Below are 26,041 nucleotides of genomic sequence, written 5' to 3' on the forward strand. Positions count from 1 at the left end.
TGCGCAAAGGGATCCGACCCCGCAGCCATCCCGTGATCGGGGTCAGATCCCTTTGCGCAGCAAAGGGCTCTGACCCCAGACCCAGCTTTGCGCGGCCGGCAGCGATTTTCCGGCAACGACGCAAGGTTCCCACAATGTTGCTGGGTCATCCTGTTGGCATGGCACAGCACAACCCGCGAACCCTGCTGTTCGGCATCCGGGGCCCAGGACGGCTCCGGCAGGTGCCGTCCGTGACGCCTGTGATCGACCTGCAGGCCGAGTACCAGTTCTGGCACGTCTACGAGCGCGTGGTCCGTCCGTTGCCCGGTGGGGGGCTGCGGCTGGCCTGGCTGGTGTGCCAGAAGGTTTACCGGGACCGGTGGCAGCACCCGGACGACAGCGACGAGGCGGCGTTGTCGCGGGTGCTGTTTGGCGGGAACATGACGGCTGACCGGGCGTCGGAGCTGGCGGAGCTCCATGCGCTGGTCAGCCGTCGGGTGGCGCTGCTGGCGAAGCGGGGGCGGGTGGATTCCGCGGCGTGATGGCGGGGGCGGCATTAGCGCCGCCAGGCGGCCATGACCCGCTCCTGGTAGAGTCGACTGTTAGTCGACTGCTCTTCGCGTCGGCCCACCAAGATACCGCGCTTCGCGCGCGAGTCGACTAACAGTCGACTCTACCAACGACCACTCGGGACGGTGCTTCTAGGGCTTTCCCCGGTCCAACTGCCGGTAACCAATAGCCTCAGCCAGATGCGCTGTCTGGATCACTTCGCAACCCGCCAGATCAGCAATCGTGCGCGCCACCCGCAGAATCCGGTGCATCGCACGTGCCGAAAGCTGCAGACGCTCGATGGCCTGCTCCAACAGATCCTGATCGGCCTCGCTCAGCTTCGTGCACGCCCGCAGCGCCGCTGGCGGCAGATGCGCATTGAGCGCGCCACGCGCCTGCTGCCGGGCGTGGGCGGCTTCCACTCGTGCGCGTACCGCAGCACTGGGCTCACCCAGCGGCGTGCTCTCCCGCAGCTCCACCGCGTCCATCCGCGTCACGCCGATATGCAGATCGATGCGGTCCAGCAACGGGCCAGACACCCGCGCGCGGTAGCGATTGATCCGTTCGTCGCTGCACAGACAGCGGTTGCTGCGGTCACCGGCCCAGCCGCACGGGCAGGGATTCATCGCGGCCACCAGTTGGAACCGCGCGGGGTACTGCACGCTGCGTGCCGCGCGGGCGATGCGGATGTGGCCGGACTCCAGTGGCTCGCGCAGGGTTTCCAGTGCGCTGCGGTTCCACTCTGGAAGCTCGTCAAGGAAGAGGACTCCATGGTGGGCCAGTGATATCTCACCGGGGCAGGGCGGGTTGCCCCCACCCACCAGCGCCGCCGCACTGGCACTGTGATGCGGTGCCCGAAAGGGCCGCTGCCGCCACCGTCGCGGGTCCAGTCCTTCGCCACTCACCGATGCAATCGCGGCCAGCTGCAGCGCCTCAGTCTCTTCGGTATCCGGCAACAGGCTGGGCAGGCGCGAAGCCAGCAGTGTCTTGCCGCAGCCAGGACTGCCGATCAACAACAGATGGTGCCCACCGGCGGCAGCCACTTCCAATGCGCGTCGTGCATGCGCCTGCCCGCGCACGTCGGCCAGATCGGGTAGTGGCAACGGTGTCGTGTCCACGCGTTCCACGGGCGGCAACAGGCGCGGATTGCCCAACCCGGCGCAGCACTCCAGCAGCGTACGCGCTACACGCACATCGGCATGCTCGGCCAAAGCTGCCTCTGCGGCATTCCCTGGCGGTACCACCAAGATGCGACCGGCTTCAGCGGCGGCAATCGCGGCCGGCAGTGCACCGGCCACCGGCCGCAGCTCGCCGGTCAGCCCCAGCTCGCCCAGAAACTCGTATTGAAGCAGCGACTGTGGATCGACCTGGCCGCTGGCCGCAAGAATGCCCAAGGCAATCGCCAGGTCGTAGCGACCACCTTCCTTGGGCAGGTCGGCAGGCGCCAGATTCAACGTGATGCGCCGCTGCGGAAAGTCGAAGCGCGCGCAGAGCAGGGCGGCACGCACGCGCTCGCGGGATTCGCGCACGCTGGTTTCGGCCAGGCCCACGATCTGGGTGACAGGCAGGCCGCCAGAGAGATGCACTTCCACCCGCACCAGCGGGGCATCGACCCCGGCGCGGGCACGGCTGTGGACCAGCGCCAGGCTCATGTGTGGTTTCCTGCGGATGGATGTTCGATGGTGCGGCAGGCATTCGGCACGGCGCCATCGGGCATTGCGGGTGAAACGGCTAGGGGGATTCCGGTCAAGGGCGATCCTTCGCTCTGAATAGTCATCGCTGCGCATCAGGAGTCGCCTCGCTGAAGCGTCAAGATCGCCCCTCGATCCCCGATGGATGCACTCAATCGGCGGTTGCATAATCAGCGTACGAGGCGGTTCTTGCTTCGGCCTGCGTCTGAGTAGAGAGGATGGAATGAAGATTGTTGCAGCACAGATGCGGTCAGCTCCTGGCGACATCGTTGGCAATATCGAACGGCACGTGCACTTCATTGAACGAGCCGCCTCGTGTGGCGGTGCGGCGGTCCTCTTTCCGGAGATGTCGCTGACCGGCTATGAGCCGCGGTTGGCCGAACAGCTGGCAATGACCCCAGATGACGCGCGTCTGGAGGTATTCCAGTCTCTGAGCGATCGGCACCAGATTCTGGTCGCAGTCGGCGGGCCGTATCGCGGCAAGGATGGGCCGGAGATCGGCATGTTCGTCTTCCGCAGCGGTCAGGCACCGGCTGTCTACACCAAGCAGATGCTGCATGCCGACGAACTGCCTTATTTCAAGGCAGGAACCACGTCCCTGTCAGTAACCCTTGGAGAGGAAATTCTTGTCCCCGCCATCTGCTTCGAGTCGCTACAGATGGAAAGTGCATTGCGGGCCAAGGACGCGGGAGCGACGGTCTACGTTGCCAGTGTTGCAAAGAACATGATCGGTATGGAGCGGGCTCACCGCCACTACGCAACAGTCGCGCGGGAGCTTGGGATGATCGTGTTGGTATGCAACGGCGTGGGCCATGCCGATGGATTCGAGATGACGGGAGGGTCCGCCGCCTGGGACAACAGGGGGGCGCTGAAGTGCCGCGCCGGAACTGGAGACGAGGCATTGGTGGTGTATGACCTCGCAGATCAGAGCGGTAGTGCCGTGACACTCCCAGCAATGGGCACGCTCGGGAGTGCGGGCTAACGCCCGGAAGGCTTGAGATGTTCGGAGGGAGCATTCGCCTGATTCCGTCCAGGCAGGAACCCTGGCGTTCTCATGAAGAACCCAAGCGTCACGTTGCCATCAACCCAACCGCGGCCCCTGCCGGCTCTCTTCCTGCTGCCGTTCCTGCGCTTGCGCCAGCTGCTGCGACTGCTCCCGATCCTGAGCGCCGAGGCTCCGGTTGGCCGCTGCATACTGCTGCTCCGGCGCGACCGCCAGGGCGTCCTGTGTTGGCATCTGCACCCGGTTGGCGGCGGGGTCCGATGACGCGCCCGGTCCTGAGCGCGTCACGAACAGCGTGGCGCCCGCAGCACGGGTTTCGGTGGCTTCACTCAGTGCCATGTCTACCTGGTCGCCGGGCTTGAACCCGGCTTCTGCCGCAAGCCGGTAGGCGCTGGCCAGCAGGCGGTCGCTGTTCTGGTCCCACGGCTTGTTGTTCTTCTCATCCAGCATGGCTACCGACGAGCGCAGCTGTTCCAACAGCCCGCTGCCATCTGGGCGCAGGGCCGTGCCGTGGCGCTGGTCTACGTCAGCGCCGTGCTGCGTGGCAGGCCTGGAGGTGTGTGGCGGCGATGCATTCGGTGCGGGCTCAGGTGAAGTTGGCGCGCGCGGCAAGGCATCCGCGGGCTGCTGCTCCGCAGTCGAGCGCTGCACGTGTGCCTGGGCAATCTCCTGTGGCGTGGTGACGCAGACGATCTGCATGCGTTCGTCATCTTTCCCGGCCAGTGTGGCCAGCGAGCCATCCTTCTGTACTTGCAGCATGAACGTACCGAAGTCGGGCACGGCGCGTGCATGATCCTGGGCAACGGCGGCTACGGCATCATCAATCTCTTCGGCACTGCGCACAATGCCGGCACTACGGTAGGCGTCCACCACCTGGCTGCGCAGGCCGTATTCGGTTGGCGTGGGGTTGGCCCGGGCGATGTCGGCCATGGACGTCAGCTCCTGTACGCCGGCCTGCTGGCTCTGGCGCGTACGATTGAGCTCCTCGACGATGCTGCCCTCGGCCGGGTTGGTGCCGTACACCCAACCCGGCGTTTGCCACTGCCCGTTGGCATCCTGCGTGTACTTCTCGCCGTTAGAAGCGCGCAGGGGCTGCGTCTGGGTCAGCGCGTTGGTGATCACCTCCGGTACCGGCTCAATGGTGGCGAACTCGTGCCAGTTGTACTGGTTGAACGCCACCTGGTAACGGGCGGCAAGCGCCTCCGGCGTGTTCAAGGCGTTCTGGGCAATGATGCGCTGCGATTCCCGTTCCAGTTGGCCCGACTTTTCCGGGCTGACAGGCACGCTGTAGTCAAAAGGGACGCGTCCATCAATCATCGCGTGGATGGAGAGGTTCCATTCGCCGTTGTGCGGATTGCGCACGTAGTGGCGGTTGGTTTCAAACGGCTCGCGCGGCGGCGTGCTCTCGCCGCCTGCATCAAGCTTGAAGGGGTTCTGCGGCCTGGGCAGGTTGGCCATGCCCAGTGAATACGAGTCGTTGGCGGCTTTGTAGTTCAGCTCATCCGCCAGCCGGCCACCGGCGACCATGGTGGTCTCGCGGTAGCTTCCGTCGGGCTGCGGCGTGCGCACGCTGCGGCTCCAGGTGCCCTTGGCATCTTCCGGATCGCGGCTCCATTCGTTGCCGCTGCGGTCCACCTGGGTGTAAACCGCTTTCTTGTCCTGGTACTGGGCCCAGTACTCACCGCCGAAGCCACCGGCCACGCCGCCCAGCAGCCCGGTAGCCAGCGCACCTGGCCCGGTCCACGATCCGGTGAACAATCCGTACCCCGCGCCCAGCAGGAAGCCGCCACCGAAGCCGCCTGCAGTGCGCCCCACGAAGTGGGTGGCCGCAGATTTTGCGCCGGCGTTGTTGCCTTCGCTGTGCAACTCGGCCACGCGGTGGCCGGTGATGGCGAAGTCCACCGCCAGTGCGGCAACACCCGCAGCCCCGAGTACGCGTGCGCCGGTAATCTGTCCCCGCGCGGTGGCAGCTTCGGCGGCGCCTTCCGCAGCGCCAGCGCGCCCAGCAGAGCCGGCCAGTTCCGGAGCGGTGGTTGCCGGGCCAGGGCGCACGATGGTCAGTGGCATCTCCGGGTTGAACGCCGTACGCACGCGGGCCGCGGTGTGCTCGCTCAGCGGCAGGCGGCCGCCCTGGTTGGCCTCCTGGATTGCGGTGCCCAACGATGCGCGGCCCCCCCAGCGCTCGCTCAGGGTGGAGTTGCCGGATTGGTCGATGGCATCCAGCGCCGCCGTCACGTTGGCTTCGGAGCGGGTGACGCCGCGCCAGCGCAACTCGGTCGGGTTGAGGGTCTTCAGTTCCGCAATCTGCGCGGCGTGGGTGCGCTGGTAGCCGTCCAGATCGGCGAAGAAGGTGCGGATCCTGGCGTTGGCTTCGGCCGGGGTCATGTTCTCCGGCGTGTTGGTGACCAGGTCGCCGTTGAGGATGCCGGCGCGAAGCGTGAACTCCAGGTTCTGGATGCGGGCAGCCATACGCTCGGCGGCGGCAGCGCGCACATCCGGCGCAGAATCCTTCGCCAACAGCGCTCGGCCATCGTAGCGTAGGTTTCTGCGAGGTCGTCGAGAACGAACTTCAGTTGATCCGAGTACGCACTCAACGGGCCGCCCGAGTGCGGCGATATACCCAACCGGGTTGCCAGCGCGGGGTTCGCGGGCAGGTTGAGGATGTTGTCGGAACCGTGGAGCGTGAAATGACCACTCCTGGCAAGCGACTTCAGCAGCTGGCTTTGTTCGAACGCATTCTGTTCGATCAGATGGTGTCCCTGGAAAACCGGTGTGTCGGCCATGCGCACCACCTCATTCAAGAATCCGTTTGAAGGAGCTCGTCCTAGAGATCGGCTACATCGCGCAGCCGTACGCCGGAGAAGTTGGCGGCATTCAATGCATCAAACATCGCGCGGTCGCAGATGGGCGGTGCGCCCATGCGATCCTGGCGGAAGATATGGGCATCACCCACAACGTCCTGTTTGAACACCAGGCTGGCGCCGCCGACGAGGCTGTAAAGCTTCTCGTCCTCGCCGGTCTGATAATTGTGGTCGAGCTTTATTCTCACGCGGGACGAGGCTTCATCCAGGGCGTCGAGCCTGCGCAGCACATTGCCCAGGTAGTACTGGGGCCCGGGGCTGCCGTCGGCAAGGCTGAAGTCGCAGGCCACAAAGGCAAACGCCTGGGGGTCCATCTGCTCAAACAGCTGCTTCAACGGTTCCGACACAATCCAGATGCCAGCGAGCTCTTCCAGATCGCGTGGCATTGCGCCCTTCTCGGGCACATGAACCAGGTGGGGGCGCTCCGGATACTGGCCTGGCGTTCCATCAGGACGCGAGATGACATTCATCCCCGGATCGATCAGCTTGTCTTCGTTGGCGATCTCTATACCGGGTACCCCGCCGTTGCTCAGCAAGCCTGCGTCGATCAGGAAGAATTCGCCCTTGTGAGATGCGGCTTCGGCTGAAACTTCAGTGGCGGTCGATTCGGTCACGGGGGCTTCCATCATGGATGCGGGGGCAGAACGGGAAAAACCGTTGAGCCGATGCTAGCGGGGCTTCTGCGCAGCCACAAGTTGCGCCGAAACGGTGCCGAGGGCACGTGGTTCACGCGGCTCTTTTGGAATTTCGGAGCAATGCCGAGGATGATGCTGCCATTCCTTCCACTGCCTGCAATGGTCTGCTGGATAGGCGGAATGACGAGGGAGATTCCAGCCGAGGGTGGCCTGGGTCCCTGAACACGCAGCGCTGGTCATCAGGCACCGACCTGTCAAGGCGCCCAAGCCGTGCCTCAACCCACGAAGGCCCCGCGCTTTCCACCAGCAACCGCCCCTGGCTCTGGTGCAGATCCAGCCAACGCTCGACGCTGGTGCGCAGACGCTCGATGTCCGGCGCCCGCCACCGCGCATCGGCAGGCATGCGGATCAGCACGCGCGAGGGCGCGTTCTCCACGTCCATCACCAGCACGCCCTTGCACCGGATCTCGAAGGACGTCGCCCCGGCATGGCGCGCGTGCAGTTCAAAGCCCTCGTGGGCCTTCGCGGTCACGAAGCCAAGCGCATCACTGCGCAGCAGGCGGTAATCGGCCGGCCGCAGCTTCTGGTAGGCCCACACCTGATCGCCCGCAGGCTCGGGCCACCCCATCCACACCGCCGCCATGATCGAGGCGCACACCGCCGCAGCGGCAAGGCCGTGGTTCTTCATTTGTCACCCCAGACACAGGCAGAATCGTACGCGCCACAAGCGCTCAGTCCTTGGGCCGTACCCGTTCGTGGATGAACGCAGTAAGCGCCAGATCGGCCATCACCAGCCCCTCCATCACCCGGTCGCCCACGTACTGCTCAGGCTCACCATTCTGGCGCGTGCGTTCGGCCGCCAGCAGGATCTCCTGCACGATGCGCTGGCCAGTGAGTGCGCAGTCGGCGTCGGACAACGCCATCTGCCGGCTGCGCAGGTGATGCCGCTCGGGCCAGGGCTGGCCGTCGGCCGCAGCGCCCGCGCCGATGGCGTGCAGGATGGCGATGAGGCTGTTGGGATCCAGGGCCGGGGCGGCCGAGGGCGCTTCCTGGATCGGGCGCGGGGGAGGGGAGTGCGGCGTGGTCATGGCGGGCTCCGTGCAAGCAGGCAGAAGCCGCCACCGATAAAGGTGGCGGGCAGAGCGTGGCTCGAAAACCGGATGTTGGGAACCGGCGGGTACAAGACCCCCACGCCCCGCCCGCCATAGCCGGCAGACGGATTGCCAGCCGGCACCACGCGCGGTGGTGCCGGCTGGCAAGCGCAAACTACTTCCCGACAAAACGGGTTTTCGAGTCCCGACCACCGATGCACGGTGGCGCAGTAACGATTACCTGCTGTTGTTCGGAATGCCAACGGGTAGGGGTCAATGCCGCCAAAACCCGAGACGCTTTTGGCATTGTCGCATAGCGTGGAAAGGGGCGAGAGCCTTGGTGTGCTAGGCGCAGCGGCACTTCTGGAACGGAGTCGTCAGAACCTTCCGTCAGAGATGTAGGGCGCGGCAAATGCGACAGCATTGGTCTGACGGTCGCTGATGGATGCCGCGTAATTCGCCTCCATGCGTGAGTGACTTTCTGCCTATTGACCCCGTGGGGCGTCACGCAGAATCTGACTACCGTTGTAGTCACCAGGAACTGTCCTGCCCGCAGCAGGAAGGTTCTGCGGCGTTTGAACGGACTCCACCCACTGGCGCAGGCCGCTACAAGGATCACTGGACGTGTTACGCCGCAATCGACTTCTTCTGTCTGCGGGTCTGCTCCCGCTTCCGTGGTTCCTGTTCTGGACCAGCGTTGCTGCCCTGTTCGCGCCGGGTTACAACCCGCTTGCCCAGCACGCCAGCGAGCTGCTGCAGGCGCCAACGCTTGCAAGCATCTGCGGCAGGATTGCGGCTATCGGCTCCGGTATGGGCTTCGTGGCGTTCTCCATCGGGGTATGGCGGGAGTCCGGTCGCCGGATTGCAGTAGGTGCAATCTGCTGGTTGGTCTTTGGCATTTCCATGCTGACCAACGGGCTCTGGCCCATGGGCCATCCGATGCACGGCTTCTACACCATCGGTATCGCCAACATCATTGCACCGGCGATGTCGCACATCGAATTGAGCGCGTGGTCGGCCAACCGAAGGGCGTACGCCGTGACCGCTATGGTGAGCATCGCGGGCATCGTCTATCTCTGGTTGAACGTGGTGGGAGCGGATCCGGAGGGCTTCAGGGGGCTGACCCAGCGGCTGTTCTCGTCGATCAACTCGCTGTGGCCGTTCCTGGTTGCGCTGTACCTGATGCGCAGGGATTCAAGCGCGCTGAAGGCGGAGCCTGTGCATTGATGGCGGCGCGCGACAGGAACATAGAGGGCCGAACAAGGGCTTCTCGATTCTCCGGCCCCAGCTCAAGGTGATCTTCTCGGGATTCATGCCAGGGTGCTCACTGTTCAAGCCGTGGGTGCTCTTCAACCATCTGTTCCTTGATGCTGGCACCACGGGTGGTAAGAGGGGAAAGGTCGTGCGCGCCTTCTGCTATAAGTAGGGACCGCGCCCAGAGGGCCTTTTGGAAGATTGTGGGCTCATGGAGTTGTACTGGCGCTTGTTCACCAGTTGCACATCGCAGCAGGCGGCTCTCAAGGTCGCGGCGCGGATGTTTGAGCAAGCAGGTCTTGAAGTCAGCAATCTCCACGCCGAGCCATATCACAAGGGCGGCTTCATGGTGAGTGCCTGCTCCCGTCATGCTGCGCAATCGTGGCCTGAGTTTGTGGTTCTTGCCCTGGCTTCGGCACAGTGCACCGGCCGCGGATGGCTCCTGAGTGGTTCAATTGCGGAAGAGCTGGATGCTTGGTCCAATCATTCCTTGGTTTCCGGTGTTTCGTCTATCCATATCCAGGCGGAAAGGCGGGAATGACGAATCGCTGAAGTAGATGCCTAGTTCCGGCTTGGAGCTGCTCCAGAGACCAAAGCCGCTAGCCGGTAATCGCCTTGCAGTAGCGTGTCACGAAGAATGAACTCGTAGGATTCCAGGTGGTTGCCATGCGTAGTGGGATGAGTCTCTGCGTACTCTCCACGTGGAAGCAGCAGCATGAAGACGAGGACTTTTTGGACATGTTCAAGTAGGGGCCGGCTCGAACATTCTCTCAGGGCCAAACCGCTTCGTGGCTGGGCGTGGTTGAGATATTGCGAGTGTCCGCATCTGGCCACAGGGCGTCATGCGAAACATAAAGGACATTGGCTCGGTCAATGAGCCCACCGCCGGGTCCGGGTACGCGCTGGCTTGTCAGCTGCGCATGGTCGGTCTAGGATCGAACTGCATTAAGGTGAAAGGCCGCCATGCGCTGTTTTGCGGATAAGCTGTATAGCCGGACCCTGGGGTCGTCTATTAGATAATTGGCCGAGAGGAGCAATTGATGGAGCTTGATGGGCTGACAACCCCGGGGCAAATAGACGCGAAAGTTCGAGACTTTTGCAAGTCAATCAGCAAGGGGGCGCCCATATTCGTTGATGTTATCCCCGAGCTTTGGTGTCGACAGTCATGTTGCGAGATGAATGTCGATAAGCTGATAGAAGGGCGTGGTGGCGAAAAGGTGCTTGGGTACAAGATCTGGTACCTGCCCAAGTCTTACATTGAGGCTGAGCGCCACGTAGTTCACAAGCTGGGCGATGTTTTTCGTGACCCTACTTTTAATGCGGATGGTGAAGATAGGATTCTTTTTGTCGCTGACGATGATCAGAGGGGCGGCTATATGGGGCGCCCAATGAAGATTCGGCGTGGTTTCACCAATCAAGCCAGAAGATTCGTTGAGGTTTCCAATGCCCATGAGTCGAGTTCTCGCATCCAGCAGTTGGATAATGATCAGTCTTGGAAAAGGATGATTACCTATGCGGATTGGTTGAATGGCAAGCGGCAAGCGAACATGTGGATTGAGCAAATCGGCTAACAATTCATCCAGGCCGACGCCGCTTCGCGGCGCGGCTTAACTAAAATTCTAGAAGGCTATGGCCAATCTTCCAGCGACCATTGAAACATCTGTTGTAGAGTCAATGAAAAGCCCGTCTTTAATTGACCTCACCCTGGAGGTTGGGGAGGTCGCTATCGACTCCCTTCTCGATGATGGGCTTGCCAAAGACATCCCTTTCTTTGGCTTAATAATGAAGGCTAATGATGCGGTTACATCAATCAGTGCCAGGATATTTGCTGCAAAGATATACAAATTTCTTAAGGTTATTGGACAGACATCAAAAGAGGAGCGGGATCGCGTCATTGACGATATATCCCGAAAAAAGGGCGGTACCGAGGCGGCGGGAACAGCTATCCTCGACCTGATTGATAGACTTGATTCAGAGAAAAAGCCAGAATTCGTTGGCAAACTATTCAATGCATGTGCTAGAAGGGATATTGCCGTCGATGAGTACCTTCGTCTCGCAGATATCATATCGAAAGTATATTTGAAAGACATTGAGCTGCTCTCAGATCCGCACCCGGGCGGACTCGCTACATCCCAGCAGAAGAATATATTCATGGCCAACGGTTTGATGATCATGGGGATAAAGAATCCGTCGCGCGGCAGTGAGTCAGGTGCAAATATGTTGAAAATTGCGTCGGACATATACGAGAAGCCGTTTGATTTGACCTATAAGCTCACGCGATCGGCGGCGCAAATATCTCTGCACTGCTTTGGGCTGGATCGCTTTTCTGATCGCGGCATTGAAGGTTTCGTTAGCTAGTCGTCGAATAATTCATTCAGGGTCGATGGCGGGTAACTGATCTAACGTCGATGAGACGTGTGGATTGGAAGAGATTCCGAAGGGACAACTGGATTCCCATGTCAGCATTCGATCATTCCCTGGTAACCCTCCGATTCTTCGGAGACGGCCTCCTGCCCGAAGAAGTCAGTGCCTTGCTCGGAGCGACTCCAACCGCATCGCATCACAAGGGCCAGGAACTCAGAGGCAACCAATCAGGCACCGTGCGTATCGCCAGGACCGGGGGCTGGCGACTTGATGCGGAGCGTCGTGAGCCTGAAGATCTGGAAGCGCAGATCTTCGAGATCCTCGATCAACTCACCGGCGATCTCGCCGTATGGCAGGCTCTGGCACGCTTCCGGCCTGATCTGTTCTGTGGCCTTTTCATGGGCAGCAGCAATGATGGTGTCTCGCTTTCGCCTCGCGCGCTGCTCGCCTTGGGTGAGCGCGGCATTGAGCTCGGGCTGGACATCTATGAAGCCGATGAAGAAGTGCGCAACGCCCAGCGCCAGCAGGCCATCAGTTGATGATCTCTCCACTCCCCGAAGCAACGAACGCCTTCAACTGCCGAATAAACTCCGCGTCGTAGAGCTCCCACTCCGTAATCTCCCCAACCACCCGCAACGGCTGCGCACTCCGATACGAACGCGTCGGGTTCCCGGGAAACTTCTTGTTGGTCACGTTCGGGTCGTCCTCGAACGGCCCGGTCGGCTCCACCACATACACGCGCGGTCGCCCTTCACCCCGGGCCATCTCCGCAGCCAACCCGGCGCCCTTGGCGATCGTGGTGAAGTAGATGTGGTTCATCACCACACTGTCGCGATAGTTGGAGCGGAAGCCCGCGCTCAGCAGCTCGCCCACCGCCAGGTCAGCGCGGGTGCCGTGATAGAACGGCCCGGCGACCTGGTCGCAGGTGTCATGCGAAACGGGTGTCCAATCGGTGTCCTGCGCCATCGCTGCTGCCCCTCTCTGCCCTGCCGGATCGACAGGCCGGCGAGTCTAGGGCGCCCGGTGGCCCTTGCTGCAAGGCCCCATCCGGGAAATAATCTGTAAACGGGAGGCGCAGTGCGCCTCCTATTTTCATTCTGCGGCGCCGCGCCCTTCCAGCTCGCGTACGGCGGTTTCCAGCGCATCCAGCTTCTCGCGGGTCTTCAGCAGCACGGCGCGCTGCACTTCGAACTCCTCGCGGGTGACCAGGTCGAGCTTGGCCAGGCCGGCCTGCAGCGCGCTCTTGAAGGTGGCCTGCAGTTCCTCGCGCGATTCGCGCAGGCCCGGCGGCACCAGGTCGCTGAGGCGACGGGCGAGGTCATCGATTTGATTCAGGTCGATCATGGGGTGCTCCGTGGGGGTGGGCCCGTGCATCCGGCGCGGGCAGGCCATTCAGGCACAAGGATACTGCTGGCACCCACTGCCCGGACAGGCGGCAGCGGCTTCGCACGGGCCGCGTTCAGGCGCTATCCTCCACGCCGGAAGACAGGAGATAGACGATGAAGATGGTCATGGCGGTGATCAAGCCGTTCAAGCTCGACGACGTGCGCGAAGCGCTGGCCGAGCGTGGGGTCACTGGGATCACGGTGACGGAAGTGAAGGGCTTTGGTCGCCAGAAGGGCCACACCGAGCTGTACCGTGGCGCGGAGTATGTGGTCGATTTCCTGCCGAAGGTGAAGCTGGAAGTGGCGGTGACCGATGACCAGGTGGAGGCCGTGGTTGAGGCCATCGTGAAGGCCGCCGGTACCGGCAAGATTGGTGACGGCAAGGTGTTTGTGTACGACCTGGGCAGTGTGGTGCGTATTCGTACCGGTGAGTTGGACGCGGACGCGTTGTAAGGGGGGGGCTGGACCGCTGCGCAGTCTGAGCGACGGGATGCTTGCCCCCTCTGTTGTAGAGTCGAGCAAGCTCGACTCCACAACCGGGATCGGGCGGAGCGAACACCCGTGTTCGACGAAGTACCCTCCCAGTGTGATCAACCCGGCGGAATGAGGGTGGACGACCGCCACTCCGGCAGACCGAGCGCGCGGCGGGTGCGCGTCACGGTGGCGGCGATCTCTGCCTCGAAGCCGCCATCACGTTGCAGCAGCGGCATGAGTTCGGCACAGCGTTGCTTCAGCACATCGACCCATGGCGCTGGGTGGGTCTCCGTAGCGGCCAGTGCCAAGTGCCTGCGACCCTCGTCGTAAGCGCCCGCCAGCCCGGCAGTGATGCCCGCATGGATGTGTTCGCGGATGCCCGGTTTGGGGTGGCGGTTCATCAATGCACGCACATGCCCCGGGGTGGGGAAACGGTCACGCAGGGCCAGTACCTCGGCGGCGGCCTGCTCGGCCAGTGCCTGTGCGGCCGAGGCAAACTCGGCGGTTTCGGTGAAGCGTTCGAATCCGGCAACGCGGCCGCCCACGTCGAAGGACAGGTAGTCCTTTTCTTCCCAGAGCCAGCAGGCGCCGACATTGAGGTAGCTGCCCCTGTCCCATGCCGAAGGCTGGAACTCGACCACCCCGACCCACCAGCCCTGGTCGTCAAGCCAAGTGCGCGAACGGCCCTTTTGCACGCAGCCCAAGGGGCGCAGTATGGATCTTGCGGCTGCAGTCAGCAGGCGGGTGTGTTCAGGTGTCGGCATCCCCAGCATCCTTGCGAGTGGCGTGCCGACGAGTATCGCAGAGCACATCGGGCGTGTGGCCCGGGGCAAATGCGGGGCAAACAGCAGTCGCGCAAGCAATGCAGGGCGAACAGCGCTTACCGCCGCTTGGCCCACTTGTAGAACCGCTTCCAGCCCTGCCGCACGGCCGCGACCCAGCCCGGGTCGGCCACCAGTGCGGCCTGCGCGGCACTTGGCGCCTGGCCGGTCACGCGCTGGCGGATCTTCAGCAGGTTCTTCATGTCGCTGCGGCTCAGTTGCCGGCTCAGCGGGTTGCGGCGCAGCCAGCGTGGAGCGCGCCAGGCCGAGGTGAAGTCCAGCAGCACCGGTACGCCGCCGCTGACCACCACGTTGGTGCCATGCAGGTCGTTGTGGCTGATGCCGGCGGCGTGCAAACGGCTGAGCGCGTGCTGCAGCTGCTCGAACACCTCATTGCCCACGGCCTGTGCGGTGCTCAGGGTCTGGCCGGGGATGAACTCCATGCCCAGCGCCAGGCCACCGAGGGTGCCGAGCAGCGCGGGGGCGTGCTTCCAGCCGCCGAGGCGCTGCAGCATGCGGGCCTCGCGGCGCACCATCAGTCGCGCGATCAGCGAAACGGGAGTGCCGCGGTAGCGGGAATAGTCCTTGATGACTGCCTCGCGCCCGTCCAGGCAGGTGCGATAGACGTCAGGGGCCAGGAAGCGTTCGCCGCGCTTGAGCAGCAGCGGGGTGGCGGCCTCATCGCCGCAGGAGGAGGGGGGCAGAGCAGGAAGATACATGTCGGGGTCTCGGACGACCCGGTGGGTGGCGCAAAGCGTCAAGCGAACCGGTGTTACAGGGAGTTACTAAGTTTTCGTTAATTTTAGTACTCGCCAGTTCGCTATTCCACGATTTGTCGGAGAAATGTCAGGGGCGTGGCTGGAACAGTTCGTCGCGCTCAATCGGACAATTATGTCTCACTTGGTCGACGGTTCTTTCCGAATCAATAGGTTGGGCGCCGCATCGGTTCGTTCATCCGCGGCCCGCTGAACGTCGCGCACGTCCGGCTTGACCCCGACGCACGGCCTGCCGACCATAAGCTGTTAATTCGCGACATCGGCGGCCGCACCCTTCGGCACGTCCCCGTTCCCTGCCGCGTTCCTTACCGATGCTGGCCACCAGGCCGTGCATCGCCCCGATTCCCGTTCCGGCCGCGGCTGGAGGAAAGTGCTTTGATCATCAAAATCGTCATTGCAGCGCTGTTCGTCGCCTGCGTGCTGTACATCCACTTCCGTGGCAAGGTCCGCGCGCGCTGGTCGCGCCAGCTGCTGGACCACTCCAGTTTCATGGCCCCGATCAACGTGGTCATGTACATGTTCTCGAAGGTGCCGACCACGCCGTTCCTGGACCCGGCCAAGGAGTTCCCGCAGCTGGAGCCGCTGCGCCAGAACTGGCAGATGATCCGCGATGAAGCGCTGGCGCTGCGCGATGCGCAGAAGATCGCCGCGTCCAGCACGTTCAATGATGCCGGTTTCAATTCGTTCTTCCGCCGTGGCTGGAAGCGCTTCTACCTGAAGTGGTACGGCCCGTCGCACCCGTCGGCGAAGGCGATGTGCCCCAAGACCACGGCGTTGCTGGAGTCCCTACCGGACGTGCGTGCGGCGATGTTCGCGCAGCTGCCGTCGGGCAGCGAGCTGCGCCCGCACCGCGACCCGTTCGCCGGTTCGCTGCGCCTGCACCTGGGCCTGGCCACGCCGAACAACGACGGCTGCTACATCGAAGTGGACGGCATCAAGAAGAGCTGGCGCGATGGCGAGTGGATGATGTTCGACGAGACCTACATCCACCACGCGCACAACGAGACGCCCGATGACCGGGTGATCCTGTTCTGCGACATCGCCCGCCCGCTGCGCTTCGGCCTGCCGGGCCTGTTCAACCGCGCGGTGGCGGCCACGCTGCTGGCCGGTGGTGCCTCGCCGAACCTGCCGGGTGACCCGACCGGTGGCGTCAACAAGGCGTTCGGCAGCGTCTACAAGGTGCGCCTGAAGGCCAAGGCACTGCGCGAGCGCAGCGTGGTGGCCTACCAGCTGATCAAGTGGGGCCTGGTGGTGGCGGTGATTGCCGGTATCTGGGCGCTCTGATCGTTGCATGAGGTTGCCGGCCAGCGGCCGGCACTACCGGAACATGAAAAAACCCGCGCTGTCGCCAGCGCGGGTTTTTTTTTGCATGGGTGGGTGCCGACCGTTGGTCGGCACGCCTTACTTCAGTGCCGCCTGTACGAAGGGCGGGGTCACCAGCACGCCGGTGTGCAGCGCGGCGGTGTAGTACAGGGTGTTGAAGGTCTTGGCAGCCGAGTCGGCCTGGCGGAAATCGAAGCTGCTGTCGCCCTTGCGCGCCATGGTCACGCTCCACCAGCCGGTGGGGTAGCACGGCTGCGGGAATGGCAGGGTCTTGAACGAACCGAAGCCGGCCTTGCCCATCTCGGCGCGCATTTCGTTGATCAGCTCCAGCTGCATCAGCGGCGACTCGGACTGCTGCACCAGGATGCCGTCGTCCTTCAGGGCCTTGAAGCAGCTCTCGTAGAAGGCCTTGTTGAACAGGCCTTCACCCGGGCCGACCGGGTCGGTCGAGTCCACGATCACCACGTCCACGCTGCCCGCCGGGCAGTTGGCCATGTAGGCCACGCCGTCGTCGAACAGCAGCTCGGCGCGGGCGTCGTCGTTGGAGTCGCACAGTTCCGGGAAGTGCTTGCGCGCCATCACCGTGACCTGCTCGTCGATATCGCACTGGGTCACGCTCTCCACGCCGGTGTGCTTGAGCACTTCGCGCAGGGTGCCGCAGTCGCCGCCGCCGATGATCACCACGCGCTTGGGCGCGGCGTGGGTGAACAGCACCGGGTGGCTGATCATCTCGTGGTAGAAGAAGTTGTCCTTGCTGGTCAGCATGATGGCCCCGTCGATGGTCATCAGGTTGCCCCAGTCGGTGGTCTGGAAGATCTCGATCTTCTGGAACGGCGACTGCACCTCGTCCAGCTTGCCGGTGATGCGGTAGCCGATGGCCGAGCCGGTGCGCTCGAAGTGTTCGATGTACCAGTTGTTGCTGTCAGTCATTGGAAAACAGTCCTGTTCGGAGGGGTGGAGCCGGGCTGGCGGGCGGGGCCGCGTGGCACAGATGCCACATCCGGACGGATCGGCCCGTTCAGGTTGGAACCTGTCACGGGCGCGGGCGCGCATGATAACGAACCTGTGGGCATATAGGCGTTATCATGCCCCCCCTTTTATTGCCAACAAGGCCGACTGAAATGACCGATTGGTCCCTCGACCAAGCCCGCAAGACCTACTCGATCCCGCATTGGGCGGACGGTTACTTCGACGTGGATCAGGCCGGGCACATGGTGGTGAGACCGACCGGGGCCGACGGCCCGGTGGTGTCGCTGCCCAAGGTGGTCGATGCTGCGCGCGCGGCCGGTGCCAAGCTGCCGCTGCTGGTGCGCTTCCCGGACATCCTCGGCCAGCGCCTGGGCAAGCTGCAGGCGGCCTTCGCCCAGGCCCAGCAGGACTGGGAGTACAGCGGTGGCTACACCGCGGTGTACCCGATCAAGGTCAACCAGACCCGCGGCGTGGCCGGCACCCTGGCCAGCCACCACGGCGAGGGCTTCGGCCTGGAAGCGGGCAGCAAGCCCGAGCTGATGGCCGTGCTGGCGCTGTCGCGCCCGGGTGGCCTGATCGTCTGCAACGGCTACAAGGACCGCGAGTACATCCGCCTGGCCCTGATCGGCCGCAAGCTGGGCCTGCAGACCTTCATCGTCATCGAGAAGCCGTCCGAGCTGAAGCTGGTGCTGGAAGAGTCCAAGGCGCTGGACGTGAAGCCGGGCCTGGGCGTGCGCATGCGCCTGGCCTCGCTGGGCGCCGGCAAGTGGCAGAACAGCGGTGGCGACAAGGCCAAGTTCGGCCTGTCGCCGCGCCAGCTGCTGGACCTGTGGAAGTCGCTGCGTGACACCGAGTACGCCGACTGCCTGAACCTGCTGCACTTCCACATGGGCTCGCAGATCTCCAACGTGCGCGACATCGCCAACGGCATGCGCGAAGCCACCCGCTACTTCGTGGAGCTGTCGCGCCTGGGCGCGAAGATCACCCACGTCGACGTGGGCGGTGGCTTGGGCGTGGACTATGAAGGCACCCGTTCGCGCAGCTTCTGCTCGATCAACTACGGCCTGCATTCCTATGCCAGCAACATCGTGCAGCCGCTGGCCAACGCGTGCGAAGAGTTCGGCCTCACCCCGCCGCGCATCGTGACCGAGTGCGGTCGCGCGATGACCGCGCACCACGCGGTGCTGATCGCCAACGTCTCGGAAGTGGAAGAGGCGCAGGAAGGCCGCGTGCCGGACCAGCACGACGACGAACCGGCGGCGATCCGCCACCTGCGCGAGATCCACGACGAGCTGGACGTGCGCCCGGCGGTGGAGCTGTTCCAGGAAGCGCAGCATTTCCATGCCGAAGGCCTGGCCAGCTACGCGCTGGGCCAGATCGACCTGCCGCAGCGTGCGCGCATCGACGACCTGTTCTACGCCATCGCCCACGGCGTGCGTGCGCGCCTGAGCTATGACGAGAAGAGCCACCGCCCGGTGCTGGACGAACTGAACGAGCGCCTGGTCGACAAGTACTTCGTCAACTTCAGCGTGTTCGAGTCGATCCCGGACGTGTGGGCGATCGACCAGGTGTTCCCGATCGTGCCGATCGAGCGCCTGGACGAAACCCCCGACCGCCGCGGCATCATCGCCGACATGACCTGCGACTCGGACGGCATGGTGGAAACCTATGTCGAGAACGAGAGCCTGGACAGCTCGCTGCCGCTGCACAAGATGAAGCCGGGCGAGAGCTACCGCATCGGCTTCTTCATGGTCGGCGCCTACCAGGAAATCCTGGGCGACATCCACAATCTGTTCGGCGATACCGACGCGGTGGAAGTGCTGGCCGATGCCGATGGCTACGCGATCACCCAGCAGCGCCGTGGTGACACCACCGACGTGATGCTGGATTACGTGGGTTACCGCCTGGACGAACTGCGTGCGACCTATGCGCAGCGCGTGGCCGAGGCCCAGTTGTCGCCGGAACGTGCGCAGGAGTTGTCGGAGGCGCTGGAAGCCGGCCTGACCGGTTACACCTACCTGTCCGACGAACCGCTGGTCTGATGGACGGCGCCGGGTTTGCCCGGCGCCGCCGTTGCCGATGAGCGCGCGCGCGATCTTCCACCTGTTCCTGCATGCCGCCGTGCCAGCCCTGCTGGCATGGCTGTTCTGGCGCAAGCGCTTTGCTTCGGCGTGGCTGCTGATGCTGCTGGGATGGATCATCGACCTGGACCATCTGCTGGCCGACCCGATCTATGCACCGAACCGCTGCAGCATCGGTTTCCATCCCTTGCACACCGCACCGGCGATTGCGGTCTATGCCGGGCTGTGCGTGCCGAAGAAAACGCGGTTGTTCGGCATCGGTTTGATCATCCACATCGTGCTGGACGCGATTGATTGCTGGTGGATGCATCACCGTTGATGTTTGATGTGTGTCGACCAAGGTCGACACCTACCGGGTGTACGGCGACCGGTCGGATTGGCGCTTGGTAGAGCCGGCCGCTGGCCGGCTTCCCCAAGGCGTTCCCGGCGACCACGTGGTTGCCGGCCAGCGGCCGGCATTCCCCATCGTTGGGTTGGCCAATGTCGACGCCTACCGGGCGTACGGCGACCGGCCGGATTGGCGCTTGGTAGAGCCGGCCGCTGGCCGGCTTCCGCTGGGCGTTTCCGGTGACCACGTGGTTGCCGGCCAGCGGCCGGCACTCCCCATCGTTAGGTTGGCCAATGTCGACACCTGCCGGGTGTACGGCGACCGGCCGGATTGGCGCTCGGTAGAGCCGGCCGCTGGCCGGCTTCCGCAGGGCGTTCCCGGTGACTACGTGGTTGCCGGCCAGCGGCCGGCACTACCCACCGTTAGGTTGGCCGCTTCACGCCACCGGCAACCACAACGTTGCGCGCAGGCCGGGCTGCGCATTTTCCAGCGCCAGGCGCCCGCCATAACTGGCGGCGATATCGCCCACGATGGCCAACCCCAATCCACTGCTGCCCTCGCGCTCATCCAGGCGTACACCACGCTGTGTGACCTGGGACAGCGCATCCGCCGCCAGGCCAGGGCCGTCATCACGCACTTCGATGCGTAACTGCCCGTCGTGGGCTTCCGCTTCGACAGTGACCTGCTGTTGCGCCCACCGCCCGGCGTTGTCCAACAGATTACCCAGCATCTCTTCCAGATCCGCACTGGCACCGGCGAACTGTAACGCCGGATCAATGCCTTCCGCTGTGAACGCAATGCCGCGTTCGCCATGCACGCGTGCCATCAGCCGGCACAGCGCCTGCGCGACAGTCGCCACGTCGGTGCGTTGGCGATGGTCGGCGGCCAACCCAGCGGCCAGGTAGCGGTCGACACTGGCCTGCATGCGGGCGCTCTGCTCACGAACGGTCGCCCGCCAGTCCCTGCCGTCGCCGTCGGCCTCGGTGGCCAATACGCTCAACGGGGTTTTCAGCGCATGCGCCAGATCCTGTGCGCTGGTGCGCGCGCGCGCGACCATGCGTTGCTGGTGGTCCAGCAGCGCGTTGAGTTCCTCACCCAGTGGTGCGACTTCCGCTCCCAGTTCCTGCGTGTCGATGCGCTGCGCATCGCCGCGCCGTACCCGTTCCAGCTGCGCACCGAGGCGATGCAGCGGGCGCAGGCCGAAGTGGACCTGGCTGGCGAGCACCGCCAGCCACGCCGTGACCAGCACGCCCAGGGCGATGGCGGTGCGCTTGCGGAACGCAGCTACATCCGCATCCAGCGCGCTGCGGTCGGTGGCAACCACGGCCACGAACGGTGCGCTGGCGCGCGGCAGGCGCACCTGTTGCACGCGTGCACGCAGGGATTGCTGTAGTGGCCCAGCCAGATTGCGGGTGGCCGCACCTGTGGCCATGGCCGGCAGGGTTTCATCCCACAGCGAGCGCGACTGCAGCAGCACGCGGCCATCGGCACCGGCAATCTGCCAATAGGCACCGGAGAACACGCGCTGGAAGCGCGCGTCATTCGGTTCCTGGCGCAGGCGCAGCTGTCCTTCGGGGTCCACTTCGGCCTGCGCCAGCAGGGTCAGCATGTCCTGCTGCAGTTCGTGGTCGAGGCGGTCACGCGCGCTGCGCTTGAACAGTTCGCCCAGCAGCGCGCTGGCCAGCAGCGAAACCAGCAGCAGGCCGGCGCCGCCAGCCAGCAGCAGGCGCCGACGCAGCGAGGATTGCCGGCTCACGGCGCGGCCAGCCGCCAGCCCTGGCCACGCACGGTCTGGATCAGATCGATGCCGAGCTTGCGGCGCACGCGTCCGAGCAGCACGTCCAGCGCATTGGAGTCCGGGTCGTGGCCGCCGTCGAACACCTGTTCGCCCAGCCGGTCGCGGCCGATCACCTGGCCGCTGTGGTGGATGAAGTAACTGAGCAGGCGGAATTCCTGCGGGCTGAGCGACAGCGCTTGGCCGTCCAGCTCGAAACGGCCAGCGTTGACGTCCAGCTGCAGTGGTCCGCAGTGCAGGCGCGGGCTGGCGTGGCCATGGCTGCGGCGGATCAGGGCGCGCAGGCGCAGCACCAGTTCGTCGGCCTGGAACGGTTTGGTGAGGTAATCGTCGGCGCCGGCGTCGAAGCCGGCCAGCTTGTCGTGCCAGCGCCCGCGTGCGGTCAGCACCAGCACCGGGAAGCTGCGGCCGTTGCCGCGCCAGCGCTCGATCACGCTCAATCCGTCCAGCCCGGGCAGGCCCAGGTCGACGATGGCCGCCTGCAGGTCTTCGATCTGGCCGATCTCCTCGGCCTGGCGGCCGTCGGCGACCACGTGCACCACGTAGCCGGCCTGTTCCAGCAGGGGCACCAGGCGCTGTGCCAGTGCGGCATCGTCTTCGGCCAACAGGATGCGCATCAGTCGTCCAGCTCCGTCTTCAGCAGCCTTCCGCTGCGCGCATCATAGTCCAGCTCCACCACCACGCCGTCGCCGCGCAGGATCTCCACTTCGTAGACGCCGTCGTCCAGCTCCACTTCCAGCAGTTGGCCCGGAAAGCGCTTGAGCGCATCGCGCACCACGCTTTCCAATGGCACGTAGCGGCCCTGCTGCACGGCGCGGCGCGCGACCTGCTGCGCCGGGTCCTGTGCGGGCGCGGCGGCGGTCGGGGCGCTGGCCAGGGCCAGCAGCAGGGGCAGGGTGGAGAGCATCGGGGCGCGGGGAGGACTGTAGGACCAGGCGTGAGTGTGGCGGAGGTGACTAACAGCTGGCTAACAGTGCCGGCTAAGGCGCTGTTAACCACGGGGTGCATTGTGGCGTTGCCGGGATGGTCCGGCCACGAACACGAACAGGAGAACCCCCATGTTGAAGTCACTCACCCTCGCCACTGTTGCCCTGCTGGCCGTCGCGCCGGCCGTACAGGCTGCGCCGCTGGGCATGGCCCAGGTTGAACAGACCCTGCGCAAGGCCGGCTACACCCGGATCCATGAGATCGAACGGGATGATGGCCTGTGGGAGGCTGACGTGAGCCGCGCCGATGGCCGCTTCAGCGAGGTCTACGTGGACCCGAAGACCGGCGAGATCTTCGATGAGCACAGCAGCCGCGCGCTGTTGACCACCGAGCAGGTGCTGGCACGGGCACAGGCGCATGGCCTGCGCGAGATCCATTCGCTGGAACGCGATGGTGCGACCTGGTCGCTCGAAGCCCGCAATGCCCGCAACCAGAAGGTAGAGGTGCGCCTGAGCGGTTATGACGGCCGCATCCTGCACAGCGAGCGCGATGGCTGGCTGGATTGATTCCCGTGCGGGTAGGTGCTGGCCGCTGGCCGGCACGGAATGCAGAGCGTGTCGACCAAGGTCGACACCCACCGGCACATGCAAGGTCGACACCTACCAAGCGTACGCAGCGGTAGTGGCCGACCTTGGTCGGCCCAGGCCCGACGCGGGGCTTACCAGCCAAACGGCGGCGGGTAATCCCAATAGCCCGGGCCGCGGCCGTAGTAGCCGCCGTACGGGCCGAAGAAGCCCGGGCCCTTGCCTTCGCTCACGTGGATGTTGACGTTGACCCCGTGGGTCTTGCCCTCATCGGTGGTGTAGTTCTTGCTCAGGTTCAGCGTGGCGGCGTTGTAGTGGCTGTTGCCACCGTTCTTGGAATAGCCGATACCGGTGGTGAAGCTGCCGGATACCTTGACCTTGTCATCGGTGACGTCGGCGATCTTCGCGTCGTCGTGCACGCGCGGGCCGCTCTTGTCACCGTAGTACGTGCCCGGCGGGTCCTGCTGCAGGGCCGGGTCGTTGAGGTAGCGCATCGGCGCCTGCGGCAGCGTCAGGTCCAGGCCGGCAGCCTGCGGCGCGGTGGCGCCGGCGGCGGACTGGGCCAGCACGGTTCCCGGCAGGGCCAGGCACAGCAGCAGGGTCAGGGGGCGGATCATGACGGTGCTCCAGCGGACAGATGGCCGCGCAACACGCGGCGGTACAGGCCGACGCTAGCAGGGGCTGCTTGAATGATGCCTGTCGGCGCCCGCTCGCGGTAGAGCCAGGCCATGCCTGGCTGCAGGCTACAACCGCCCGAACCCGAACAGCCCCGCCAGCGGATGCGCCCGCCGCTCGATCCCGGCCCGCAGCAGCTGCGCGCCGATCATCGAATAGGTGATGCCGTTGCCGCCGTAGGCCATGGCGAAGTGCACCCGCGGCCCCCACTGATCGTGCGGGCCGAAGAACGGCAGGCCGTCCGCCGTTTCGGCGAAGGTGCCGGCCCAGGAAAACGCCGGCACCGGGTCCAGCCGTGGGAACCAATGCAGCAGCTGCTTCATCAGCTTGTCGGCCTTGCTCTGAACGCGCCGGTCGCGGCGGGCGGGGATGTCGATGGCGTCGTCCAGCCCGCCCACCAGCAGGCGACGGTCGCCGGTGGCGCGCAGGTACAGGTAGGGGCGGGCGCTCTCCCACACCATGGTGGTGCGCAGCCGGCCGAGCACGTCCGCATCGATGGGATCGGTGATGAAGGCGTAGCTGCTGCGGTTGCGTGCAACCCGTTGCTTGAGCCAGCGCTGGTTGGCATAGCCCATGGCCAGCACCACGTGGCGTGCGCGGATGGTGGCACCGTCTTCGGTACGGGCGGTCACCCCGCGCGCAGTGGCGTCGAGGCTGTGCAGCACCGTGCGGTCATGCACGTGGCCGCCGCGCCGACGCAGGCGCTGCAGCAGTGCATAGGTCAGCCGATACGGATCGACCCGCGCCGCCTGGCGCGTGAGCAGGGCACCACCGGCGTCCACGTCGAAGCGTTCCTGCAGTGCCTCCGGGCCCAGCCAGCGGGCATCCAGACCGATGCTGCGCCGCGCCTCACCTTCGGCCATCAGGCGCGGAACGTCGCGATGGCGGCTGGCCAGGTACAGGCTGTCCATGCGCTGGAAATCCACGTCCTTCAACCCGCGTGCCACGTCGCCCAGCGCTGGGATTGCTTCCGCACACGCCCGGTAGGCAAGCGCCGCGGCGTCCTGGCCATAGCGCTGGGCCAGTTCCAGCAGGTGGGTGTCGATCTCGTACTGCAGCAGCGCGGTGCTGGCAGCGGTGCTGCCCCAGCCGATGTCACGCTGCTCGATCACCGCCACGTCGTGGCCATGCCCGGACAACTCGTCGGCAATCAGCGCACCGGTGATGCCGCCGCCGACCACCAGCACGTCGCAGCGCAGATCCCGCTCCAGCGGTGGGAAGGCGTGGATCAGGCCGTTGCGCACCGCCCACCACGGGTAGCCACTCTTCAGGTCCATGAGTGGGCGGCTCAGGCTGTGGGGCGACCGGTGTGCGGGGTGTGGATCAGTTCGGACAGATCGAAGCCCTGCAGGCGGGCGGTGGCCAGATAATGATCCTGCACGGTGGCGTCCAGCTGCGGTTCGCGGGCCAGCAGCCACAGGTACTTGCGGTCCGGGCTGCCGACCAGCGCCACGCTGTAGTCCGGAGCGACCTGGATCACCCAGTAGTCGCCCTTGGCGAACGGCAACCAGCGCAGGCCCTTGGGCAGGAAGCTCACCTCCAGGCGCGCGCTGTCGTTGTCGATGGCACAGGCCTCGCCGGTGGCTTCCTCGACGTCGCCGTCCATGCGGCAGCGGTTGGTGACGCCGACGTTGCCGTTGTCGAGCAGGGTGTAGTGCGCCGATACGTCGGTGCAGCCTTCCGGCTCGTGGCGCATCGGCAGGCGTGCGATTTCGTACCAGGTGCCCAGGTAGCGAGGCAGCTTGAGGTCGGCGACGGTCTTCAGCGGCGGGTGGTCGGTCATCGGCGGTCGTGGCAGGGGTGGGCCTCCACGATGCCGATGGCCTTGCCATGGGCGGGTGAAGCCGGGGCGATGGCCGTGTCCAGAACGTTCCGTCGCCGCTGCGGCGTGCCCGTTGTCACCGGCGTGGCGGTATGCTGCCGCCAGCGCCGTGTTTTCCTGATCCAACCGAGGTGGAGGTGCCGATGTACCAGGTGATCCTGTTGAAGAGTGAATCCGCGTTCGCACGCGAGCAGTGGCCGCAGGTTGATGACCTGGTCGACTACGAGGGCGTCAGCTACAGCCTGCGTGCCGGCCCGCGCCAGCCGCTGCCCACCGACCACGACTGGCACCCGGTGGCGGTGTACGCGCCCGATGAGATCACCGAGGAAGAGTTCCAGGACTGGTACGCGCTGCAGCAGCCGGCCGTCGAAGAGCTGCGCCTGAAGTACTGACTTCGCCGGCGTGGCGCGCGTGCGCGCGGAAACGTGGGCGGGGTGAACCGACGGGGTAGAGTCGACTGTTAGTCGACTGCTCTTCGCTGGACGCTGTGCCAAAGCCCGCGCTGCGCGCGATAGTCGACTAACTGTGTAAACCCACCACGTTGTTCAGCAGGACTCTGGAAATAGGTGGCTGGCCACCGATCCCCATGTGAGGGCGGTGCCAGTTGTAGTGGTGCAGCCATTGGGTCAGCACGGAATTGCGCTGGTCCGAGGA

The 26,041-nt window shown here is 64.7% G+C and carries 31 protein-coding genes; 13 read left to right on the forward strand and 18 right to left on the reverse strand.

Annotated features, from left to right (window positions below):
* Positions 1-134: 134 nt before the first annotated feature.
* Positions 135-521, forward strand: a complete 387-nt coding sequence (locus tag AC5P78_RS19950; RefSeq protein WP_099472686.1) for a hypothetical protein — start codon at positions 135-137, stop codon at positions 519-521.
* A 159-nt stretch (positions 522-680) separates the two neighbouring features.
* On the opposite strand, the gene AC5P78_RS19955 is transcribed toward AC5P78_RS19950, so the two are convergent.
* Complete coding sequence (locus tag AC5P78_RS19955; RefSeq protein WP_012481486.1) at positions 681-2,180, reverse strand: YifB family Mg chelatase-like AAA ATPase; 1,500 nt, start codon at positions 2,178-2,180, stop codon at positions 681-683.
* A 262-nt stretch (positions 2,181-2,442) separates the two neighbouring features.
* On the opposite strand from AC5P78_RS19955, the gene AC5P78_RS19960 reads away from it, so the two are divergent.
* The gene (locus AC5P78_RS19960; protein WP_495217340.1) at positions 2,443-3,201 is read left to right on the forward strand and encodes a carbon-nitrogen hydrolase family protein; all 759 of its coding nucleotides are present in this window, start codon (positions 2,443-2,445) and stop codon (positions 3,199-3,201) included.
* Positions 3,202-3,300: 99 nt separating this feature from the next.
* On the opposite strand, the gene AC5P78_RS19965 is transcribed toward AC5P78_RS19960, so the two are convergent.
* From AC5P78_RS19965 to AC5P78_RS19985, 5 genes are all read right to left on the reverse strand, one after another.
* Positions 3,301-5,691, reverse strand: a complete 2,391-nt coding sequence (locus AC5P78_RS19965; protein ID WP_495217342.1) for an XVIPCD domain-containing protein — start codon at positions 5,689-5,691, stop codon at positions 3,301-3,303.
* Positions 5,604-6,005: a hypothetical protein gene (locus AC5P78_RS19970; protein WP_495217343.1), complete on the reverse strand. Its 402-nt coding sequence runs from the start codon at positions 6,003-6,005 to the stop codon at positions 5,604-5,606. The genes AC5P78_RS19965 and AC5P78_RS19970 overlap by 88 nt, the downstream gene beginning before the upstream one ends.
* A gap of 41 nt (positions 6,006-6,046) precedes the next feature.
* Positions 6,047-6,709: an imm11 family protein gene (locus AC5P78_RS19975; RefSeq protein ID WP_024957931.1), complete on the reverse strand. Its 663-nt coding sequence runs from the start codon at positions 6,707-6,709 to the stop codon at positions 6,047-6,049.
* A gap of 100 nt (positions 6,710-6,809) precedes the next feature.
* Positions 6,810-7,376, reverse strand: coding sequence for a cold-shock protein (locus tag AC5P78_RS19980; protein WP_262225690.1), 567 nt, complete (start codon positions 7,374-7,376; stop codon positions 6,810-6,812).
* 73 nt (positions 7,377-7,449) lie between these two features.
* Positions 7,450-7,806, reverse strand: a complete 357-nt coding sequence (locus tag AC5P78_RS19985; protein ID WP_024957929.1) for a hypothetical protein — start codon at positions 7,804-7,806, stop codon at positions 7,450-7,452.
* 627 nt (positions 7,807-8,433) lie between these two features.
* Between AC5P78_RS19985 and AC5P78_RS19990 the strand changes: the two genes are divergently transcribed.
* The 5 genes from AC5P78_RS19990 (at position 8,434) to AC5P78_RS20010 (ending at position 11,966) form a co-directional block, all read left to right on the forward strand.
* Positions 8,434-9,036: a DUF998 domain-containing protein gene (locus tag AC5P78_RS19990; protein ID WP_012481480.1), complete on the forward strand. Its 603-nt coding sequence runs from the start codon at positions 8,434-8,436 to the stop codon at positions 9,034-9,036.
* Positions 9,037-9,274: 238 nt separating this feature from the next.
* On the forward strand, positions 9,275-9,604 hold the full coding sequence (locus tag AC5P78_RS19995) for a hypothetical protein (RefSeq protein WP_012481479.1): 330 nt from the start codon (positions 9,275-9,277) through the stop codon (positions 9,602-9,604).
* 634 nt (positions 9,605-10,238) lie between these two features.
* Positions 10,239-10,634, forward strand: a complete 396-nt coding sequence (locus AC5P78_RS20000) for a hypothetical protein (protein WP_143566062.1) — start codon at positions 10,239-10,241, stop codon at positions 10,632-10,634.
* Positions 10,635-10,692: 58 nt separating this feature from the next.
* Complete coding sequence (locus AC5P78_RS20005; protein ID WP_139338733.1) at positions 10,693-11,421, forward strand: hypothetical protein; 729 nt, start codon at positions 10,693-10,695, stop codon at positions 11,419-11,421.
* 98 nt (positions 11,422-11,519) lie between these two features.
* A complete protein-coding gene (locus tag AC5P78_RS20010) occupies positions 11,520-11,966 on the forward strand; it encodes a DUF4279 domain-containing protein (protein ID WP_012481476.1) in 447 nt (148 codons plus the stop codon).
* Here AC5P78_RS20010 and arr read toward each other — a convergent pair.
* Positions 11,959-12,393 (reverse strand): NAD(+)--rifampin ADP-ribosyltransferase, encoded by a 435-nt coding sequence (arr, locus tag AC5P78_RS20015; protein ID WP_044571000.1) that lies wholly within the window; start codon positions 12,391-12,393, stop codon positions 11,959-11,961. The two genes, AC5P78_RS20010 and arr, sit on opposite strands and share 8 nt — an antisense overlap.
* Positions 12,394-12,519: 126 nt before the next feature.
* Complete coding sequence (gene ubiK, locus AC5P78_RS20020) at positions 12,520-12,771, reverse strand: ubiquinone biosynthesis accessory factor UbiK (protein WP_005411375.1); 252 nt, start codon at positions 12,769-12,771, stop codon at positions 12,520-12,522.
* A gap of 155 nt (positions 12,772-12,926) precedes the next feature.
* On the opposite strand from ubiK, the gene AC5P78_RS20025 reads away from it, so the two are divergent.
* A complete protein-coding gene (locus AC5P78_RS20025; protein WP_005411374.1) occupies positions 12,927-13,265 on the forward strand; it encodes a P-II family nitrogen regulator in 339 nt (112 codons plus the stop codon).
* Positions 13,266-13,402: 137 nt separating this feature from the next.
* On the opposite strand, the gene AC5P78_RS20030 is transcribed toward AC5P78_RS20025, so the two are convergent.
* Both AC5P78_RS20030 and AC5P78_RS20035 read right to left on the reverse strand, forming a co-directional pair.
* On the reverse strand, positions 13,403-14,050 hold the full coding sequence (locus AC5P78_RS20030; protein ID WP_242014935.1) for a hypothetical protein: 648 nt from the start codon (positions 14,048-14,050) through the stop codon (positions 13,403-13,405).
* A 116-nt stretch (positions 14,051-14,166) separates the two neighbouring features.
* Positions 14,167-14,826, reverse strand: coding sequence for an RIO1 family regulatory kinase/ATPase domain-containing protein (locus tag AC5P78_RS20035; protein WP_099527042.1), 660 nt, complete (start codon positions 14,824-14,826; stop codon positions 14,167-14,169).
* 435 nt (positions 14,827-15,261) lie between these two features.
* On the opposite strand from AC5P78_RS20035, the gene AC5P78_RS20040 reads away from it, so the two are divergent.
* The gene (locus tag AC5P78_RS20040) at positions 15,262-16,167 is read left to right on the forward strand and encodes an aspartyl/asparaginyl beta-hydroxylase domain-containing protein (protein WP_024957655.1); all 906 of its coding nucleotides are present in this window, start codon (positions 15,262-15,264) and stop codon (positions 16,165-16,167) included.
* A gap of 117 nt (positions 16,168-16,284) precedes the next feature.
* Here AC5P78_RS20040 and speE read toward each other — a convergent pair whose 3' ends face one another.
* Positions 16,285-17,136: a polyamine aminopropyltransferase gene (speE, locus tag AC5P78_RS20045; protein WP_005414731.1), complete on the reverse strand. Its 852-nt coding sequence runs from the start codon at positions 17,134-17,136 to the stop codon at positions 16,285-16,287.
* 191 nt (positions 17,137-17,327) lie between these two features.
* Here speE and speA point away from each other — a divergent pair, with 191 nt between their 5' ends.
* Both speA and AC5P78_RS20055 read left to right on the forward strand, forming a co-directional pair.
* Positions 17,328-19,217 carry an arginine decarboxylase gene (speA, locus tag AC5P78_RS20050; protein WP_005411370.1) on the forward strand — a complete coding sequence of 630 codons (1,890 nt, stop codon included), beginning with the start codon at positions 17,328-17,330 and terminating at the stop codon, positions 19,215-19,217.
* 37 nt (positions 19,218-19,254) lie between these two features.
* Positions 19,255-19,575, forward strand: a complete 321-nt coding sequence (locus tag AC5P78_RS20055) for a DUF6122 family protein (RefSeq protein ID WP_005411369.1) — start codon at positions 19,255-19,257, stop codon at positions 19,573-19,575.
* Positions 19,576-20,020: 445 nt separating this feature from the next.
* Here AC5P78_RS20055 and AC5P78_RS20060 read toward each other — a convergent pair whose 3' ends face one another.
* From AC5P78_RS20060 to AC5P78_RS20070, 3 genes are read right to left on the reverse strand one after another with little or no spacing between them, the layout of a single operon-like run.
* Complete coding sequence (locus tag AC5P78_RS20060; protein WP_049418802.1) at positions 20,021-21,340, reverse strand: sensor histidine kinase; 1,320 nt, start codon at positions 21,338-21,340, stop codon at positions 20,021-20,023.
* A complete protein-coding gene (locus AC5P78_RS20065; RefSeq protein ID WP_005414726.1) occupies positions 21,337-21,996 on the reverse strand; it encodes a response regulator transcription factor in 660 nt (219 codons plus the stop codon). Before AC5P78_RS20065 ends, AC5P78_RS20060 begins: the two co-directional genes overlap by 4 nt.
* Positions 21,996-22,286: a PepSY domain-containing protein gene (locus AC5P78_RS20070; protein WP_012481470.1), complete on the reverse strand. Its 291-nt coding sequence runs from the start codon at positions 22,284-22,286 to the stop codon at positions 21,996-21,998. The genes AC5P78_RS20065 and AC5P78_RS20070 overlap by 1 nt, the downstream gene beginning before the upstream one ends.
* 151 nt (positions 22,287-22,437) lie before the next feature.
* On the opposite strand from AC5P78_RS20070, the gene AC5P78_RS20075 reads away from it, so the two are divergent.
* The gene (locus AC5P78_RS20075; protein ID WP_012481469.1) at positions 22,438-22,872 is read left to right on the forward strand and encodes a PepSY domain-containing protein; all 435 of its coding nucleotides are present in this window, start codon (positions 22,438-22,440) and stop codon (positions 22,870-22,872) included.
* A 152-nt stretch (positions 22,873-23,024) separates the two neighbouring features.
* Here the strand turns inward: AC5P78_RS20075 and AC5P78_RS20080 are convergent, their stop codons facing one another.
* From AC5P78_RS20080 to AC5P78_RS20090, 3 genes are all read right to left on the reverse strand, one after another.
* A complete protein-coding gene (locus AC5P78_RS20080) occupies positions 23,025-23,507 on the reverse strand; it encodes a hypothetical protein (RefSeq protein ID WP_005411364.1) in 483 nt (160 codons plus the stop codon).
* A gap of 126 nt (positions 23,508-23,633) precedes the next feature.
* Complete coding sequence (locus AC5P78_RS20085; RefSeq protein WP_012481468.1) at positions 23,634-24,842, reverse strand: NAD(P)/FAD-dependent oxidoreductase; 1,209 nt, start codon at positions 24,840-24,842, stop codon at positions 23,634-23,636.
* A gap of 11 nt (positions 24,843-24,853) precedes the next feature.
* Entirely contained in the window at positions 24,854-25,348 is a 495-nt protein-coding gene (locus AC5P78_RS20090; RefSeq protein ID WP_012481467.1) for a lipocalin family protein, read from the reverse strand.
* 182 nt (positions 25,349-25,530) lie between these two features.
* On the opposite strand from AC5P78_RS20090, the gene AC5P78_RS20095 reads away from it, so the two are divergent.
* A complete protein-coding gene (locus tag AC5P78_RS20095) occupies positions 25,531-25,779 on the forward strand; it encodes a hypothetical protein (RefSeq protein WP_005414723.1) in 249 nt (82 codons plus the stop codon).
* Positions 25,780-25,906: 127 nt separating this feature from the next.
* Here AC5P78_RS20095 and AC5P78_RS20100 read toward each other — a convergent pair.
* Positions 25,907-26,041 (reverse strand): integrase core domain-containing protein (locus tag AC5P78_RS20100; protein ID WP_224481892.1); only part of this gene is annotated, 135 nt, incomplete at its 5' end.

This window comes from Stenotrophomonas sp. YJH_SMC_133, from assembly GCF_059370655.1.